18 protein-coding genes are annotated in these 16562 nt (G+C 63.3%); 12 read left to right on the forward strand and 6 right to left on the reverse strand.

Features of this window, described 5'->3' with window-relative positions:
• Positions 1 to 2 precede the first annotated feature (2 nt).
• From ACFXHE_RS09880 to ACFXHE_RS09900, 5 genes are all read left to right on the forward strand, one after another.
• Entirely contained in the window at positions 3 to 1868 is a 1866-nt protein-coding gene (locus tag ACFXHE_RS09880; protein WP_379381660.1) for a hypothetical protein, read from the forward strand.
• On the forward strand, positions 1865 to 2653 hold the full coding sequence (locus ACFXHE_RS09885) for an ESX secretion-associated protein EspG (protein WP_379381662.1): 789 nt from the start codon (positions 1865 to 1867) through the stop codon (positions 2651 to 2653). The genes ACFXHE_RS09880 and ACFXHE_RS09885 overlap by 4 nt, the downstream gene beginning before the upstream one ends.
• Positions 2654 to 2745: 92 nt before the next feature.
• Positions 2746 to 3111 (forward strand): hypothetical protein, encoded by a 366-nt coding sequence (locus ACFXHE_RS09890; RefSeq protein ID WP_379381664.1) that lies wholly within the window; start codon positions 2746 to 2748, stop codon positions 3109 to 3111.
• A gap of 24 nt (positions 3112 to 3135) precedes the next feature.
• On the forward strand, positions 3136 to 3423 hold the full coding sequence (locus ACFXHE_RS09895) for a YbaB/EbfC family nucleoid-associated protein (RefSeq protein ID WP_379381666.1): 288 nt from the start codon (positions 3136 to 3138) through the stop codon (positions 3421 to 3423).
• A 108-nt stretch (positions 3424 to 3531) separates the two neighbouring features.
• Entirely contained in the window at positions 3532 to 3846 is a 315-nt protein-coding gene (locus ACFXHE_RS09900; RefSeq protein ID WP_364605502.1) for a hypothetical protein, read from the forward strand.
• 103 nt (positions 3847 to 3949) lie between these two features.
• On the opposite strand, the gene ACFXHE_RS09905 is transcribed toward ACFXHE_RS09900, so the two are convergent.
• Positions 3950 to 4183 carry a hypothetical protein gene (locus tag ACFXHE_RS09905; protein ID WP_379381667.1) on the reverse strand — a complete coding sequence of 78 codons (234 nt, stop codon included), beginning with the start codon at positions 4181 to 4183 and terminating at the stop codon, positions 3950 to 3952.
• Between ACFXHE_RS09905 and ACFXHE_RS09910 the strand changes: the two genes are divergently transcribed.
• The 7 genes from ACFXHE_RS09910 to eccB all read left to right on the forward strand — a co-directional run bounded on the left by ACFXHE_RS09910 (position 4182) and on the right by eccB (position 9787).
• Positions 4182 to 5183: a hypothetical protein gene (locus tag ACFXHE_RS09910; RefSeq protein ID WP_379381668.1), complete on the forward strand. Its 1002-nt coding sequence runs from the start codon at positions 4182 to 4184 to the stop codon at positions 5181 to 5183. The two genes, ACFXHE_RS09905 and ACFXHE_RS09910, sit on opposite strands and share 2 nt — an antisense overlap.
• A 50-nt stretch (positions 5184 to 5233) precedes the next feature.
• Complete coding sequence (locus ACFXHE_RS09915) at positions 5234 to 5548, forward strand: PE family protein (RefSeq protein ID WP_379381670.1); 315 nt, start codon at positions 5234 to 5236, stop codon at positions 5546 to 5548.
• Between the two features lie 18 nt (positions 5549 to 5566).
• A complete protein-coding gene (locus ACFXHE_RS09920; RefSeq protein WP_379381672.1) occupies positions 5567 to 6595 on the forward strand; it encodes a PPE domain-containing protein in 1029 nt (342 codons plus the stop codon).
• On the forward strand, positions 6592 to 7380 hold the full coding sequence (locus tag ACFXHE_RS09925; RefSeq protein ID WP_379381674.1) for an ESX secretion-associated protein EspG: 789 nt from the start codon (positions 6592 to 6594) through the stop codon (positions 7378 to 7380). The genes ACFXHE_RS09920 and ACFXHE_RS09925 overlap by 4 nt, the downstream gene beginning before the upstream one ends.
• Before the next feature lie 92 nt (positions 7381 to 7472).
• Complete coding sequence (locus tag ACFXHE_RS09930) at positions 7473 to 7775, forward strand: WXG100 family type VII secretion target (RefSeq protein WP_379381676.1); 303 nt, start codon at positions 7473 to 7475, stop codon at positions 7773 to 7775.
• Between the two features lie 47 nt (positions 7776 to 7822).
• The gene (locus tag ACFXHE_RS09935) at positions 7823 to 8155 is read left to right on the forward strand and encodes a hypothetical protein (protein WP_379381678.1); all 333 of its coding nucleotides are present in this window, start codon (positions 7823 to 7825) and stop codon (positions 8153 to 8155) included.
• 120 nt (positions 8156 to 8275) lie between these two features.
• Positions 8276 to 9787: a type VII secretion protein EccB gene (gene eccB / locus ACFXHE_RS09940; protein WP_379381680.1), complete on the forward strand. Its 1512-nt coding sequence runs from the start codon at positions 8276 to 8278 to the stop codon at positions 9785 to 9787.
• A gap of 31 nt (positions 9788 to 9818) precedes the next feature.
• Here eccB and ACFXHE_RS09945 read toward each other — a convergent pair whose 3' ends face one another.
• The 5 genes from ACFXHE_RS09945 to ACFXHE_RS09965 all read right to left on the reverse strand — a co-directional run bounded on the left by ACFXHE_RS09945 (position 9819) and on the right by ACFXHE_RS09965 (position 16500).
• Positions 9819 to 11330: a serine/threonine-protein kinase gene (locus tag ACFXHE_RS09945; protein ID WP_379381682.1), complete on the reverse strand. Its 1512-nt coding sequence runs from the start codon at positions 11328 to 11330 to the stop codon at positions 9819 to 9821.
• A gap of 9 nt (positions 11331 to 11339) precedes the next feature.
• On the reverse strand, positions 11340 to 12464 hold the full coding sequence (locus tag ACFXHE_RS09950) for a hypothetical protein (protein WP_379381684.1): 1125 nt from the start codon (positions 12462 to 12464) through the stop codon (positions 11340 to 11342).
• A 191-nt stretch (positions 12465 to 12655) separates the two neighbouring features.
• Positions 12656 to 13894: a hypothetical protein gene (locus tag ACFXHE_RS09955; RefSeq protein WP_379381686.1), complete on the reverse strand. Its 1239-nt coding sequence runs from the start codon at positions 13892 to 13894 to the stop codon at positions 12656 to 12658.
• A 115-nt stretch (positions 13895 to 14009) separates the two neighbouring features.
• Positions 14010 to 15326, reverse strand: coding sequence for a hypothetical protein (locus ACFXHE_RS09960; RefSeq protein WP_379381688.1), 1317 nt, complete (start codon positions 15324 to 15326; stop codon positions 14010 to 14012).
• A gap of 7 nt (positions 15327 to 15333) precedes the next feature.
• On the reverse strand, positions 15334 to 16500 hold the full coding sequence (locus ACFXHE_RS09965; protein WP_379381690.1) for a hypothetical protein: 1167 nt from the start codon (positions 16498 to 16500) through the stop codon (positions 15334 to 15336).
• Between the last annotated feature and the right edge of the window lie 62 nt (positions 16501 to 16562).

The following is a 16562-nucleotide window of genomic DNA, read 5'->3' on the forward strand; positions in this document are numbered from 1 at the left end:
CAATGGCAACATTGTACGATTTGCAGGATAAGGGAAATGGTAACCCTTCGGAGTTTAAGTTCGATCCCAGGGACATCCAGACGGCATTATCCGCATGTGCAGACCTCACCGGAACTCTTCGGACGGTTTTGAAGTCGCTGAATGACGGATCTCTCGACAACGCTGTGACGTTGCGGGATTTTGCGGGACCGCCGGATCCATTCAAGTCGGGGCACTCGTGGACGCAGGGTTTCAAGGACCTCGGGACCCAAATGACGAATAATATCAATGCCCACATCTCCGCGGTTGAGAGCATCGCGGAGACGTTTCACGCCGCCGCGATAGCCTTCGCCAAAGTTGAATCGCACAACGAGGATGATTTCAAGCGTATTTCCGACGGCATTCCCGGCGTGAGCATGCCGAAAGACGCAAGCGGGTCGGTCCCGCCTCGGAAACTTGACAATGACCTCCCGTCGATTTCTCTCGGTTCGCTCGTTTTCTCGGAGGACTACAAGCTTCCCAATGTAAAGGCGATCAGGCCTGAAAACCCCAAGAGTCTGACGTGGGAACAGATGTATGACCTGGGTCAGAACATTTTCAGCACGGCGGCGGTTAGCGCCGCATCGCATTGGGATTGGATGAAGACGGAACTAGAGAGAGCTTTCGAGGACTACAAAACCAAGATTCATAGTACTGATAATTCGTGGACGGGTGATTCCGGATTTGCGGCTCGAAAAATGGTCGACGATTATGTGGAATCCAACAAGCAGTTGACGGACAAGGCGGGGGAAATCGCAAAGAAGCTCCGATTGACTGCTTCCTGGCTGAAGAGAACTCATGAAGGCATGCCTCAGGTTCCGCACCCACCATTTAGAAACCAGACCGATGACGGCAAATATTTCCTGATGGATTGGGACAATGGATACGGTCATCAGCGCAGCCAAGGTCTCACCAGTGAAAAAAACAAGGCGTTAGAATCTGCGGTAAAGACCTTCCAGGATTGGTTTACGCAGTTCTATGTTGCAGGCCTGCTTGATTATAATAACTCGTTGTCGTCGTTGTCGCTGCCTGGCCCGAATATAGAAGTTGGAGCCCCTAAGCCTCAAATCCCCGCGCCGGATGATAAGGGAAATGGAAATCCTGACGACTCCAAGAAGGCGCCCGCTGGGACTCCAGTGAATACTCCTAGCGGAAGTCCGGGATCTCCCTCGACGCCGACGGACGTCCAACCGACCGACCCTAAGGATCCGAAGGACACCGATCCCAAGGACACCAATCCCAAGGATGCCAATCCGAAGACCGACAATCCGACGACCACGACGGACACCACTCTCTCGACGGTAACCTCAGCGCTCACAACGCTTGCGCAAACCGGATCCCAGTTGGTGGAGTCCCTTGCGTCGCAAGCTTCGACATTGGTCCAGTCTCTGGCATCTTCACAAACGACCCAGAAAACAACGGATACCACCCAGCAGCTCGAACAGCAGCTCGCTTCGTTGCTGAATACGCCGGCCACACCCGCCGATCCGAACTCGCCGGGCGGATCCCCCACTTCACCGGGTGGGTCGCCCACGGGCACGAGCCCGAATGGGACTCCAGCAAAGGATAATCCGCAGACCCGTCTCTTCCCGCGCTCCAGCGTCACGACGGACGACCAGAAGTCCGACACGGTGACTGCGTCGCGCGCCGGATTGGCGACGGGGACCAGCGCCGGTACCGGCACATCCTCCGGTTCGAGCATGGGTGGCATGCCAATGGGTTCAGCGGGCGCTGCCGGACAGGGCGGCGGTAAAGAGCACAAGCGACCCGAATACCTTAAGTCCGGTGAGAATTTGGATACCGTGTTCGAGGGAATTCCGGAGGCGGTCAGGCCGGTGGCTGAGAAATGACAGCGACCTGGCGCTTCGACGATTTCACGTTCGACGTACTGTGGGAACATGTGGTCGGAGAAGAACTTCCGGCTCCTCTTATATATACCAGCAGGACCAAGGACTACCTTGATTATCTGCGTGAAAAACGTGAAATCGCTGAGCGTTTGAAGGCGCAGTGGGATCGAACCTTCGATCGTGTGGTCGAGGTGATCAAGGATCCCGACCTGCGTCTTGCCGTCAGTGGCTTCGATGGCCGCGATCCCCGTCGGGCAGAAGGCTGTGTTCGACTGCTCGGCCTGCGTCGACGCGACCAAGGTTTCGTCATACAACAGTTGCCTGGCGAAACCTATTTGCACAGCGGAGGATTCGTTGTAACCGAGTGTGATCCGGTGCGGTTGGCCGACGCTGTCTCCCAGTTGCTTCCCGAGCATGAACCAGGTCGACTCGGCAATGTCGAGCTGACAGACGTGGGCGGAGACACTTCAGTGGATCGCGAGTACGGCCGGTCGGTTGTCGGTGACAACCTCGGTGACTCTGCGAATCTGCGGCGGAAGCGCTTCCTCGAGACTCCTATTTCTTGTGTGGGGACGATCGATGTTGTCCAGGGGAGTTCCAAGTTCGGACCGCGGGGGATCACTCAATTTCAACTACGGTGGTGCGATCTGGAAGATGACGGGCGCTACGTGATAGGCGGCGAGCCGCCGTTTGTTGCGGTGTCGGCGGATGCGCACCGCATGACCTCAATGATCAATGCTCGAGTTGCCGCGGTCGTTCAAGCGATCAAGGAGGAACGAGGCATCTGACCGAGCCCGGATCACTGGCACATCGGTAACTAGGTGGCAGCGGCGGCTGCCGTGTGGTACCTATACGCAGGCTAACTGGGAGGGAGTTCGCAATGGATGACGAGGAGACGGTGAGTTCCGGTTCTGGCGAGGAGGATTGGGCCTCGCTGGTTGTTGCCAATACGTTTGGGTCGATCCGGGTTCGGGCGACCAATCAGGGGTTGCCGCTTGCGTTGAAGGTCGAATCGGCTGAGCTGCATCGGGATCCGTCGCAGTTGGCCGGGGAGGTCTTGCGGCTGTGTCAGAAGGCTGCCAATCGAGCCGGCCTCGCGCTGCGGAAGCAGTTGGAGGAGGCCGGGCTTGGTGCTGAGGGCCTTGCACGGACCGGGCTGCCCACCGAGGCCGACGTAGCTCGACAAGAGATTGTCGAGGAGCAGGACTACGATACTGAGCCGCAGAGTTGGCTCAGGACGGTGTGAGAGGGGGCGCGCGTGGTTTCGTCTATGGATGAGCTGCAGGAGCAAGTTCGGCGGCAGCTGTACAGGTTTCAGGATTTGGCTGATCAGATGGCTGCGGTTCGGGGGCGGGAGACTTCCGAGGACGGGGCCGTGACGGCCGAGGTCGACGGGAACGGGGCGCTCAAGGATCTGCGGTTCACCAGCGCTGTTTCGCGGATGACGCCGGCCGAGTTCGAGCAGGCTGTGGTGTCGACTGCGGCGCAGGCGGCGCGGAAGGCGTTCGAGCGGCGGGCCGAGGTCGTCGACCGGTTCAACGAGGAGATGGCCGGCTAGGCCGGTTTGTTTACAGAACTTTGAGCCAGAGTTTGCATCTTGCGGTCTGGCACAAGAATTTTCGCACTTGTAGTCTGAGCACGATCATAGGTAGTGGGAGGGACACTCATGGCCGATCATGTGGCGGCGGAATTCGCGCCCATCTTGGCGTACGGCACTCAGAAGGCGGGCATCGCTGCACAGGTCGCGGGAGCAGCCGGAGCCGATGTGGCTACCGCGCTCGCGCAGGCGGTGCCGGTGTTCGGGCTGATCGGGCAGGAGTTTCTGGCGGCGTTCGCTGTCGCGCAGGGTAATTACCTGCTGTCCTCAGCGGAGATCGCGGCGGTCCACGCGGACACCGCGACCACGGCGTACGCGGCTGTCGGGGCCTATGGCACCAACGAAGTGACCTCGGCGGCGAGCTTCCTATCGACGGTGCTGTGACCAACCCGTCGAATCCGACCGTGCTGGACGAGCTCCGCAGCAGTCCGATCGGTCAGTACCTCGATACTCCGGTCACGGATGTATTGAGCAATCTGGGATTGCCTCAGCTGCCACAACTTTCGTCGATCAGCCTGCCGGATCTGTCGGGGATACAGATGCCCACGCTGCCGACGATCGACGTGACGAGCCTCATCCAGCCGGTCGTCAGTTTGCTGCAGTCGTTCGGGACGGGAAGCCTGAGCAACAGCAGTTTCAACCCGGCGACCATTCTGACTTCGCTGATCAGTGCGCTGACTTCCGCTGTATCGCAAAGCAAGTCGGCGACCAGCACCGTCATGAACACTTGGACCGGCGATGCCGCCAATGCCGCGCAGGATAAGAGTAAGACGGTCGAGGCCAACAGCGTCGAGGTGGCCGCGCAGGGGGCTCAGCAGCACGGGATCCTGCTGAGCGCCGAGGCCATCGTCGCCGAGGGCTATGCCGAAATCAGCGCTGTCATCGCGAAATTCGTCGCGGAAGTTACTGCGGGCATCGCGATGCTGGCGACTCCCGCCGGCATCCCGTGGTTGATCGCCACCGCGACCGACGCGATCACGGAAGGCACGGCCATCGCGGCCAAGACCAGTGCCGAGCTGGCGGGCAGCACCGCCGAGATCACCGCGGCCGGAACGAAGATCATGATCGCGGGCGCGCCGATCGCATCCAATATCGCGGATCTGGTGAACATGGTGGGCACCGCGCTGCAGCCCATGGCCAGCGTCGCGCCGACGGTCGCGGAAAAGCTGGTCGAGAAGGGTGCTTCGGTCGTCTCCACCGGCGCCAGCGACATCAGTTCGGCTCTGAGCAACAGCAATACCAACACGAACACGAACACCAATACCAATACGAACACCAAGACCAACACGCCCACGGACACCACCACCAAGACCGACGACGCCGCGAAGACCGACAGCCCGGACACCACCAAGACCGACGGTGGCGGCGGCAGTCCGCTCAGCACCTTGTTCGGCGGGGTGCCCACCACCACGACACCGACGAACACGCCGAGCACCAGCCGGATTCCGACGGGTGAGGTCACCTCCGGCGCCGGAGTTCCCAAGGCCACCACCGAGGCGACCGGCCGCACTACCGCCACCACCTCGCCGGGGATGACCTCGGGCGCTGGCGCTGCGGGTCGGGCCGGCGCGGCCGATGAAGAGTCCACCTCGGACCGCTCGGGCCTGGTCACCGGTGCGCACGGCGACGAGGTGGTCGGTGTCATCGAGGGTGTGGTCCTGCCGGTGGTCGGCGCCATCGAAGCCATCGAAGAGCCGCCGGACAAGGCGCTCACACTCTGAGATCACTGTGATGTAGGTACCGAATTGCCAGGGGTAACAGGAGGATTGGCATGAGCACCAACGCATTCGACGGTCTGCGCTTCGACGCCTCGACCGCGCGCGACGCCGCGGCCCAGCTGGACGCGCTCGCCGACCGTATCGCCAACGGACTGGGCGTCGAGCAGGTCAAGCTCGACTTCGCGCCCGCCGGAGCGGACGAGGTGTCACAGCGCGCCGCGCAGACGCTCAACGCCGTGGCCGCGTCCTTCGTGGCCTCCGGCGGTGACGGTGTCACCGAACTGCGCAATCTCGCTTCGACGCTGCGTAGTCAGTTCGACACCTTCGGGCAGGTCGAGGAGCAGTCCGTCCTCGGCTTCGCCGGCTGAGCGGAGAGACCTTCATCGATGCTGGAACCGACGAAACCCGGCTTCACCGAGACGGTTTGGGAATCCCGGCCGCCCGAACAGCTGGCGCGCGACCTGGTGACGGGTGCCGGTGCGGTACCCGCCGCCGAGGCCGGTCTCGCGTGGACGCGATTGAGCGCGGGTTTTGCGGCTGCCGCCGTCGAATATGAGCGGATTCTCGTAATCCTCGACAGCGCTTGGGAATCCAAGAACAGCGGGCCGTTCATCGAACGCATCAAGGCGTTGCGGGACTGGCTCGGTGCGTCCGCCTCGGCCGCCGCCGGTAACGCCACACAGGCGGAATCACACGCTGCCGCATATGAACTCGCGAAACTGACCATGCCGGACGTCGACGAGGTCGAGAAGCTCAAAGACCTCCAGCAGCTGATGCAGCAGCTCGGTCTCGCCGCCGGCCTGCCGCTGCTGGGCGGACTGGCGACGACCGAGACCGACGCCGAGAAGGCGAAAGCCGAGGCAGCCCGGGTGATGCGGACGTACGAGGCCGCCACCGAATCGCTGGCCAAACCCTGGGAACACCAGGCGCCACCACAGGTGACCGCAGGGCTGACGCCTACAGAGCAACCGGCCGAACCTGTGGAGACCCCGGAAGCGCCGTCGATCGCGCCGACCTCGCTGCCGACCCTGTCCCTCGACTCGCTCAACCTGCCGCCGATGCCGCTGAGCCAGGTGCGCGCGACAACGGTCGAGGCCAAGGAAACGACGACGCAACGTGTTGTGACACAGCCGGTTACGGTGCAACAGGCCGGCACATCGATGGCGCCCACCGCCATGGGCAATACGGGCCAGGACAACGACGAGGAGCACATCCCGCGCGCCGGACTCGTGGGAGCGCCCACCAGCGACGCCGGGTTGGGCCTCACCTCCGGCATGCAGGTCGCACCCGCGGTGCTCGGCGATGTCGACCCGGCCACGCAGCGCGCCCCGGTCGACATCGCGTTCAACGCGGGTAGTACTGGATCTGAAAGTGCCTCTGGCGCAAAAGAGTCCGGTCAAAAGGTCGCCTCATGACGACCCTCACCAACGACGGCGTGATCGCACTCGCTGGACACCTAGGTGTGCAGACCCTACCTCTGGTGCTATCGATCGGCCCGCAGCAGGATTCGTACCAGGAATGGGAACAGGCGCAGGAGCTAGCCCGCGCCGACCTACGCGCCCGCCGCATAGTCGACGCCCACGGTGATGTCGACACCAACACCGCCACAGCACTTTTCGTACTGGCTCAGCCCGACCGCGAACTGGCCATGCGTGTCCACACCGCCGATGGCCCCATCCGAGTCTGCGTCACCCGCCGCGCCGAAGACCATGCTGTCGCCATCCGCCGCGGCGACACCCTCGACATCCACCCCCTGTGGTCCGACGGCTCCGGCGCCTCCCTCGCCCGCCCCCTCCTCGACGCCCTCGGCCCCTGCCCGCCCGCCGACCTGGCCGCCTTCAGCGCCGAATCGGCAGACCTGGCCGAACGCCTCGACACCGCAGCAACTTCCGCGGACTACGCGAGCACCGTCTACAACCTGGGCGTCCCCGACACCGACGCCACCACCTACGGCCTCGCCCTGTCCGCCACCCACGCCTACGCCGAAATCGTGGCCTACGCCTACGCCGACGGCCTCACAGACCGATCGCCCGGAGCCGTCGCTGTCTACGACACCGCACGGGGCCGCATCGTGGCCGCACCGGGGGTCGCCCCGGACCAGCAACTCTGGTCCACGCTGACACCGGGCAGTGATCACCGTATCGCGCAGTCGATCTCGACCTTGATCGACTCGCTGCCTGGGGGGAGGTGGCTGTCGTGAGTCACCTGTGACCCACACACAGCTAGTCACCCCGAACCGGTGATGCGCAACGCATCGCCTATCCATTCCCAAGAAAAGGCAAGGTACAGACGATGGTTGCAAATGATGCGGAAATGGCCAAGGCGGCCCAGAGCCACATGGCGGACGTAGTCGCCTCGATCAAGGACATCCTGAAGAAGATCACCGACCGGGTGGACTCGTCCAAGGGCAGCTTCGCGGGTGACGCGGCCGACGCGTTCAATGCCGCCGCGGTGGCTTGGGATGACGAGTCCCAGAAGCTGAACGCGGCCATGGATGAATTCCAGGACAAGGTCGGCCAGGGTACGGACGTGTTCTCGCACACGGACATCGCCAACAAGGACGAGTTCGCGAAGGCCCTCACGAACCTCGGCTAGCCGACGCTGGCCATTTCAACTTTCGGATACTTGGAAAGGAACCCACCATGCTTTACGACAAGGCTGGAATGACCACCCTCGTGGCGGATCTTCGGCAGTTTCACAAGGACCTGGTCGCTGTTGCCGGTGACGGCACGTCGGCCATCGATACCTCGAGCGACCTCGGCCAGGCTTGCGAGCGACTGAAGCAGGCGTGGTCGAACCCGGCCAGCGGCGCGGAGAACGGCGCGCTGGAGGCGGTTGTTGCCGCGAAGTCCCACTGGGACAACGCCTACGCCGACAAGTGCCTGTCGACGCTGGATGCCGTTGCCACTGCGGTCGAGAATGCGCTGAACAACGCCCTCGCGGCGGACAGCAAGGTCGGCCAGTCCTTCGCCTAGCGAGGACGTCGGTGCCGCTCACGACAGCGCACGCCTCCGATCAGGAGGGGTGCGCTGTCGTCGGCTGACACCCAGTAGTCTACGTGCCCTTAGTTCCCGGTTCGACGAAGGATTTGGTCAGTGCCAGCCCAATTGAGCACCCGTGCCCAGGTCAATGGGTACCGCTTCCTGCTGCGCCGACTCGATCACGCGTTGGTGCGCCGCGATGTGCGGATGCTGCACGACCCGATGCGGTCGCAGTTCCGATCATTAATGGTCGGAGCGGTTCTCGCGGTGCTGGTGGTCGCGGGCGCGGCGATCATGGCGTTCATTCGTCCCCAGGGCTCCATCGGGGATGCGAACATCGTGATGGGCAAGGACAGCGGCGCACTCTATGTCGTAATGCGGGACAAAGACGACAAGAACAAGATCACCCTGTACCCGACCTTGAATCTCGCTTCGGCACGGTTGATTTCGGGAACAGGTGAAACCCCGAAGTCGGTCAAGGACAGCAAGCTCAACACGGCACCGCGTGGCCCGATCCTCGGAATTCCGGGTGTGCCCGCAGCTTTGCCGGGCACGGAACAGGGCGAAAAGTCCCAGTGGACGTTGTGTGACAGGGTGCCACTGTCGGCCTCAGGTGGGGCAGCCTCCTCCTCCGGTGCGGAGACCACCGTCATCTCCGGAAGCCTGGAGCTCAGTGATCGGATCAAGGCCGCCGATTCGAGCACGGCTGTCTGGGCGAGCAAGGGTGGCAAGGACTATCTGGTCTACGACGGTAAGGTCGCAGAATTCGATCGGAACAAGGATTCGATCGCACAAGCGCTCGGCTTGAGTGGCAAGCGGCCTCGGCCTGCGACGACCGATCTGATCGGTGCGGCCGTCAAGGTTCCTCCGCTGGTCCCGCCCACCATTCCTCGCACTGGCGAGAACGGTATGGGCAAACTGAGCACTGTGCCGGTCGGCGGCATCATCAAGGTCGCGGCTCTGGATGGTTCTGACCGATCCGACCTCTATGTTGTGCTCGCGGACGGTGTGCAGCGGATCTCCACGTTCACCGCGCAGGTCATCGGCTCCGACAACTCACAGGGCATGAACGGCTTCAAATCCGTGACACCCGATGTGATCAGCGGAATCCCGGTCGTTCATTCGCTGCCGGTCGACGACTTCCCCAACTCCACGCCGAAGATCGTTACCGCGGAGGACAACCCGGTAGCCTGCGTCACCTGGGCGAAGAAGAGCGGCCTCGGCAAGGAACAGGCGGATGCTACCGAAGGACCTTCGGACCGAGCGACCGTCCAATTGCTTCTCGGCACCCGACTTCCGCTCCCCGATTCGCAGAAGCCGGTCGAGCTGGCCACCAAAGACGGAGCTAACGGCGATCGTGTCGATGCCGTCTACGTGCCGCCGACCACCGGTGAGTTCGTTCGTACCACGGGCATCGAACCGGGCAGCCAGCGGCGCGAGAATCTGTTCTACATAGCTGACAATGGAATCCGCTACGGCATCCCGGATCTGGCGACCGCGCAGACCCTCGGACTCGGCAGCACCCCGCATTTGGCCCCGTGGGAGATCATCGGCCAGCTGGTCCCCGGTCCCACCCTGGCCAAGCAGGATGCGCTGAAGAGTTGGGACACGCTGCCGACCCAGTAGTCACGGTTCGGCAGCAGCGGCCGACACCGAATTACCTGACGTTCTTGCGCAGGATCGGCAGCAGCTTGTCGAGGAGGACCTGTTCGGAGTTGTCCGACCATTGACGAATCGCGGCAACTGCGGACGGGTCGTCGAGGACGATGACGGAAGCCTTGCTACCCGTGACGGCCGACGGCAGGTTCACCAACCCGCCGCCGCCGGCATCGGTATCGCTGCGGACGGCGACGAGATAGCCGGAATTGATGGGCTGCATCGCGTCGAACTGCGTACTCGACCCCGATGTGATCGCCCGGGGGTTCGGCTCATCGCCGCTGCGAAGAAAGTTGGGGTTGTAATTGAAGCCCAAATCCTCGAGGAACCTCGATTGAGGCCCGGGCTTCAACTGGACATCCATGGTCGCGGAGTGGCCACTTACGCCTGAAATATCCAGCACCACAATGGTTTTTCCGTTGAAGGCTGGATTCTGTGCGCGGGCATCGGCTATCGGGCTCCCGGGCGCTGATGCGGCGGAATCGTGCTGCGTCGCCCAGACGCCCACCCCTGCGGCCACTGCGATGACGGTAGCGGCGGCGACTCCGCCTATGAGCCAGGGCCGTTTACGGGCCATGGATCTCGGCGTGACCTCGGATACTGACGGCGGAGGCTCACTGGCCACGGTGGACCGATTGTGAGGCACTGTCGTCATGGACAGGCCGGAAACTCCGTACTCGAGAGCGGATTTCAGGGCAGTCGTGAATTCGTGGCAGGTATCGAATCGTTCGGTGGGGTCCTTTGCCATCGCGACCGCGATCACTTCGTCCACAGCTGCGGGAAGACTGGGATCGACCGCGCTGATCCGCGGCGGCGGCTCGTTGAGGTGACCCATCATGACCACGGCCGGTTGCGTTCCCGGGTAGGGATTCTGACCTGTCAACAGTCGGAAGTACGAACAGGCCAGGCTGTAGATGTCGGCACGATGATCGAGTCGCTGCCCGCTAAGCTGCTCGGGTGAGGCATAGGCGATCGTGGCCACGAAGGCACCGGCCTGGGTGAGTTCGTTGGTATCCTCGGTGGACTTGGCGACGCCGAAGTCGGTGAGCAGCACCCTTTCTTCACCGTTGTCGCCCATTGACAACAGGAAATTGGCGGGCTTCACGTCCCGGTGCAGCAGGCCTCGGCGATGTGCGTGATCGAGGCCACGCCCCACCTCGGTAGCAATATGCAACGCGCGCCAAGGCGTGATCGACTGCGGATTCCTTTCGGCAGCGGCCGCCGCGTCGATGCCGTCGACATACTGCATCGCGATCCAAAGCTGACCGTTGTCCTCGCCGCGGTTGTAGATCGAGACGATATTGGGGTGATCCAGGGCCGCGGCGAGATTCGCTTCGCGTTCGAACCGTGCCCGGTACTCCGGATCCGCGCTGAACTGCGGACTGAGGACCTTCAGCGCGTCCCAGCGCGGCAGTTCCGGATGCTTGGCCAGATACACCGTGCCCATGCCTCCCGCGCCGAGGACGCGCTCGACGCGGTAGCCGCGGATGATGGTGCCCGGTCCGATGTTCATCCCAATTCCTCACATGTACTGAGCATTTGCCAGCAGGGCGTACTGTGCTGCGGCCCGCTGCTGCACGTCGACCAATTGGGGTCCGGCCACGCGGGCAACGTAGCGGTCGTAGTGCAGGGTGCAGACGTAGGCGGTGCTGGTTCCCGCGACGCTGGAGGCCCACCATGAAGCTCCGGATTCGTCTCCGGGTTTCGCGGTGCAGGAGACGTCGGGCACCTTGGCGGGTGCTTCGGCGTTAGCACCTGCCGCGCTGTTGATTCCGGACCACAGCTTGGCAGCGGACTCGGCATCACGAGCGCGGAATAGCAAGCCACCGCTGCTCGCGGTCGATATGCGGTCGACGCCGTTGTCGTCGAGCAGTTGTTTCCAGGCCACCTGGTCGTCGGCGTAGTGGAGATAACCTCGCGGGGTGTGGGTCGCTTCGTCGATAGGGTGGGGGTTGAGCCATCCCTTGGGATGCAGCGTCCGACGTTGCATGGCGTCAGGGTCGTAGTCGAGTCGGAATATCTCATGTGGCGACAATGCGGGTGCCCGTTCGAGCAGTGACAGCTGCACCGCGAAGACCTGCTCGGCGAGTCCACGAAGCGCATCGAGATCAGGCTTGGGCTGTGCCACATAGACATTCATGACGTACTGCCGGTACGCCATCGTGGCAGCCATCGACGGGACGCCCGGTCGCCAATGGGCCTTTGCGTTGGGCTGTTTGGCGAGCGTGACGCGAACGTTCTGATCTGCCGCGACCGCGAAGTCGGCGGCCTCCATTTGATCGGCGGCGGCCTGTGCACGTTGCTGGTCCGGGAACTGCAGCACAGTGACATTGAAGGCGGTTGCTTCCGGATCACCCGCGGCACCGTTGAATGGATTGAAGTTGCCCGAATGATCGCGCAGGCGTGATGCGGACAGCTCGCGGGTACTCGCGGCTGCCGAGAAGCCGAAAATGAAGCCGTTGCTTTCCAATACGGGCTGCACCGCACCGGCCAGCACCGAATTCAGCGTCGCATTGGTCGAGTCCAATGACAGCGCCAGAACGTTGTGGCTGAACTTCACGTCGACGTCGGCGCCGATGGCGACATTGTCAGCCAGCCGTGCCAGGGCGATTTTCTTCCCGCTGGCACCACTGTGCTGGTAAGACATGCGGACATCGAGTGGGTCGGTCGGATAGTTGCCGACAGCGAGTTGTCGTACATCGACCTCGCCTGCGGTCGGGCTCCCGGATGTCTGGCTCCCGCATCCCGAGAGTGATGCCACGCCTAGAAGGACGGCGATCGTTCCGACGACTGCTCTACCAGCGAAACGGTGAGCGACCAGCCTCTTCACAAGCCCCCCTATTTGTTGTTCGCCAGGATGGCGTACTGCGCGGAAATCCGTTGGTACACATCCTGTTGTTGCTGAGACCACACCGTTGCGACATACCGCCCGTATGTCACATAGCAAGTGAATGGCGCCGCGTTGTCGTCGGGGCCGTGATACTTCACGCAGCGCGCAGCAGGAAGTCCGGTCGGCGGCTCTATCCGATGCTTGAACCGCGAAGTGGATGTGGTGTCGAGAAAGGTCTCGGCCGAGGCCGCGTCCCTGGTGCGAACCAGGATTCCCGCACCGTAACCAGCGCGATCCATCCCCGTTTTCTCGAATAGTGCCTTGTACACGGCTGTATCGCCCACAATGTGGAGCGTCCCGTGCTGGTCGAGCGTCCCGGTAAACGCATCAGCCGTCTGATCGCCCGCCGGTCGTGGCAGGCTCAGTCTGAGCATGCCGTCGGGGTCGGGTGGAAGCTCGGCGAGTTTGTCCGGCGGTGTCGGCTGGAAGCTCTTCAACCGATCAGTGGTGACGTCGATGGTCTTGTCGGCAACCGCAAGTGGTGCGAGTTCGGGCGCGATGTGGAGATCGTTCTGGACGACGGCGTTCTCGATCTCATTGATCATGGTGAAAACGACGAACTTCCCGGTGGGATACCAAGAGGCCAGCCGCTGTTCGGCAGGAGCCCAGATCATTTGGGCGGTTGGATGTTGGCTCGATTGCACAGGATCAGCCGTAGTGTTCGGCAACTCCAGCGTCATGCCGCTCCGTGCGAGGGCAGTCGCCGCGGCTGCGGCTGCACTGTCACTGTCGAAGATCATGACGGCATTTGTCAGCGTATATCCGACGAAGACATCTTCCGAAGGACGTCCGCTGGTAGCGAAGCCGGCAACGAATCCCGATGTGTCATCAGCGAAATGATCGATGTTGAGATAGCCGCCGAACGAGTTCGGCCCGGTGAATACGTTTGCACCGGACCCGTTGTGTGTAAGGGCCGGATCAATCTCAGAGGCGAGAGGAAGAAGGTTGCCGAGCCGTACAGCCTCGAGGATGCGGGCTCGCTTGGCGGGATCCGAGGTGGTCGCGTCCTGCGGTTTCGTCGGGTAGCTGCCGGTGTCGAGCTTGGTCAGATCGGCCGTCTTCTCTTCGGCCGCATGTGATTCCGACCCGCATCCGGCGCTCACCAACACTGAAACCGCGAGCAGCGCCGTCGCTGCCGCGCGCACCCCGATGCGGGCCGACCATAGTCGGCCATAGCCATGACGCATGTCAAGCATTCCCCCCGCCGAAACCGAATAGCCAGTGACACATTGCTTCTGGTGTGCAGAGTGTACTGGGAGGGATGGATGTGCGGCGCACCCTGTCAATCGGCTGGGTGGCATCTCACAGGTACTGACTGTTCGCTAGCAGGGCGTACTGTGCTGCCGCCTTCTGTTGGGCGTCGATCAGCTGGTTGCTTGCGACGCGGGCGACGTAGCGGTCGTAGCGCACGGTGCAGATGTACTTGTCATCGACGTTCCAGGCGTCGTAGTCCTTGTCGGAGTTGTTGGCGGCGGCGTCGTGGTTGTCGGCGCAGGCGACGTCGGGGACCTTGGCGGGGGCCTCGGCGGGGGCGGGGGTGAGGGCGGTGATGGCGGTCCAAAGGGCGGCGGCGGACTTGGGGTCGCGGGCGCGGAAGAGGAGGCTGCCCTTGTCGGCCTCCGAGACGCGGTCGACGCCGTTGTTGTCCAGCAAGGGTTTCCAGGTTGTCTGGTCGTCGACGTAGTGCAGGTAGCCGCGGGCGGTGTGGGTGATCTCGGTGTCCGGGTTGGGGTTGATCAACGAGCTGGGGTGCAGGGTGCGTCGGAGCATGTCGTCGGGGTCGTAATCCAGGCGGTAGATGTCCTTGGCCGACAGTGCGGGCGCGCGGTCGAGCATCGGCAGTTGGGCGGCGAGGATCTTGCCGGCGAGGCCGCGCAGGCCGTCGAGGTCGGCGGTGGGTTGTTGGACGAAAAGGTCGACCACGTACGGGCCGTCGGTCAAGACGGCCGCCAGCGATGGGACGCCGGGCCGCCAATGGGCGATGGCGGCGGGGTTCCCGGTGAGGGTGACGCGGACGTTCTGGTCGGGGGCCACGTCGAAGTCGGCGGCCTCCATGTCCCGTCCGGCCGTCTGGGCGCTCTGCTGGTCGGGGAACTGGATCACGGTCAGGTTGAACGAACTGGCGGTGGGATCGACGTCCGCGCCGCCGAAGGGCTGGAAGTTCCCGGAGAGGCTGAAACCGCTGGACTTGTCCAGCGGTTTGGTGCTGGAGGCGGTGGAGTAGCCGTAGACCATGTTGCCGGCGTCCAGCACCGTTCGAACCGGGTCGGCCAGTATGGCATAGGTGCTGGATGCCGAGGTGAGCGACTTGGACAGCAGATTGTGGCTGAACGACGGGTCGACGTCCGCTCCGATTACCATGTTGTCGGCGAGGCGCGCGATGGCCATCGCATATCCCTCGCCACTGCTGTGGCGGTAGGTCATCCGAACGTCGAGCGGGTCGGTCGGGTAGTTGCCGACCGGGAGTTCCCGGACGTCGACCTCCGCGGCGGCCGCGGTACCGGACACCTCGCTGGCGCATCCGGCCAGGGCGGGCGCGGTCACGGCGGCCACGACGACGAAGGACACCGCACCGAGAACTGTTCTGCCGCAACCACGGCGAGCAATGAGACGCTTCACGATTCCCCTACTTCCCGTTGGCGAGCATGGCGTACTGCGCGGAGATGCGCTGGAAGACGTCCTGCTGCTGCTGAGACCACACCGTCGCCACAAAACGTCCATAGACGACCGAGCAGGTGAACGGGAACGCATGAACATCGGGGCCGTGGTACTTCACGCAGAACGCGCTCGGCAGCTCGGGCGGCGAATCGATCCGGTGGAGGAACTTGTCCACGTTGGACTTCACAAAGTCCTTCGCCGCGTTCGCGTCCCGGGTCCGGTACAGAGCTCCTGCGCCGTATGCGACCGCGTCCACCCCGGCCTTGTCGTACAACGAGCGGGCAAGCACCACATCGGATTCGGTGTGCAGGGCTCCGTGCCTGTCGAGCACGCCGTCGAACGCGTGCGCCGTCTGGTCCCCGGCCGGGCGCGGCAGGGTGAGGCGCAGCAGGCCCTGCGGATCGACCGGCAACGAGCCGACCTGGTCAGGCGCGGTGGGCTGGAACGATTTCAGCTTGTCGGCGGTGACGTCGATCGTCTTGTCGGACTTTGCGATCAGATCGGGGAGATCCGAGATCTTCGCGTAGAAGTTCTCGGCGTTGTTGACCAGCGTGAGGATGAGGTACTTCCCGGTCGGGTAGAACGTCGCGAGGTACTGGTCGTCGGGCAGCCACGAGAGGTGCGCGGCGGGGTGCGCGGACGACTGCGCGGGCTCACCCGTCCCGAAGCCGACGTCCAGGAAACCGTTGGCCCCTTCGGCCGCCGCGGCCGCGGCGGCGTCGCCGTCGTTGTCGAAGACCATGACGACATCGGTGAGCCGGTACCCGAGGGATTCGTCCGTGTCCGTGCGTGCGGCCGTCGCGAAACCCGCCACGAATCCGGCCGGATCATTGGTGAAGGCCGCCTCATTGAGCCAACCGAACGCCGAATGGCCGCCCTTCATCTCGGGACGAAGCACTTCGGAGATATGGGCGAAGGGGTGTACACCACCATCGTCGTGGGTCAGCGCGGGATCGATTTCCATCGGCAGCGGCATGGTGTTCCCGAGCCGCAGTGCCTCCGTGATGCGCCCGCTCGCGTCGGTGGCGGTGACCGGCGTCGGCGCGGTCGCGTAGCTGCCGGTGTCGAGTTTGCTCAGATCTACCGAGTTCGCTTCGGCCGCACGGGAATCGGCCCGGCAGCCGGTACTCGTCAAAGCTGTGATCAGTAAGAACGCTGCTGCCGCTGCGCGCGGCCGGACGCGGACCGACCGAGGTC

The sequence above is a fragment of the Nocardia sp. NPDC059229 genome (assembly GCF_042754165.1).
Classification (GTDB): domain Bacteria; phylum Actinomycetota; class Actinomycetes; order Mycobacteriales; family Mycobacteriaceae; genus Nocardia.

What these genes read in the sequence shown, in the direction of transcription:
- ACFXHE_RS09885 (WP_379381662.1), top strand. Translation starts at nt 1,865, where the DNA reads ATGACAGCGACCTGGCGCTTCGACGATTTCACGTTCGACGTACTGTGG.
- ACFXHE_RS09945 (WP_379381682.1), bottom strand. Translation starts at nt 11,330, where the DNA reads ATGAACATCGGACCGGGCACCATCATCCGCGGCTACCGCGTCGAGCGC.
- ACFXHE_RS09900 (WP_364605502.1), top strand. Translation starts at nt 3,532, where the DNA reads ATGGCCGATCATGTGGCGGCGGAATTCGCGCCCATCTTGGCGTACGGC.
- ACFXHE_RS09925 (WP_379381674.1), top strand. Translation starts at nt 6,592, where the DNA reads ATGACGACCCTCACCAACGACGGCGTGATCGCACTCGCTGGACACCTA.
- ACFXHE_RS09950 (WP_379381684.1), bottom strand. Translation starts at nt 12,464, where the DNA reads ATGTCTTACCAGCACAGTGGTGCCAGCGGGAAGAAAATCGCCCTGGCA.
- ACFXHE_RS09905 (WP_379381667.1), bottom strand. Translation starts at nt 4,183, where the DNA reads ATGACGGTGCTGGTCGCCGACTTGCTTTGCGATACAGCGGAAGTCAGC.
- ACFXHE_RS09910 (WP_379381668.1), top strand. Translation starts at nt 4,182, where the DNA reads ATGAACACTTGGACCGGCGATGCCGCCAATGCCGCGCAGGATAAGAGT.
- ACFXHE_RS09890 (WP_379381664.1), top strand. Translation starts at nt 2,746, where the DNA reads ATGGATGACGAGGAGACGGTGAGTTCCGGTTCTGGCGAGGAGGATTGG.
- ACFXHE_RS09880 (WP_379381660.1), top strand. Translation starts at nt 3, where the DNA reads ATGGCAACATTGTACGATTTGCAGGATAAGGGAAATGGTAACCCTTCG.
- ACFXHE_RS09955 (WP_379381686.1), bottom strand. Translation starts at nt 13,894, where the DNA reads ATGCGTCATGGCTATGGCCGACTATGGTCGGCCCGCATCGGGGTGCGC.
- ACFXHE_RS09930 (WP_379381676.1), top strand. Translation starts at nt 7,473, where the DNA reads ATGGTTGCAAATGATGCGGAAATGGCCAAGGCGGCCCAGAGCCACATG.
- ACFXHE_RS09895 (WP_379381666.1), top strand. Translation starts at nt 3,136, where the DNA reads ATGGATGAGCTGCAGGAGCAAGTTCGGCGGCAGCTGTACAGGTTTCAG.
- ACFXHE_RS09935 (WP_379381678.1), top strand. Translation starts at nt 7,823, where the DNA reads ATGCTTTACGACAAGGCTGGAATGACCACCCTCGTGGCGGATCTTCGG.
- ACFXHE_RS09915 (WP_379381670.1), top strand. Translation starts at nt 5,234, where the DNA reads ATGAGCACCAACGCATTCGACGGTCTGCGCTTCGACGCCTCGACCGCG.
- ACFXHE_RS09920 (WP_379381672.1), top strand. Translation starts at nt 5,567, where the DNA reads ATGCTGGAACCGACGAAACCCGGCTTCACCGAGACGGTTTGGGAATCC.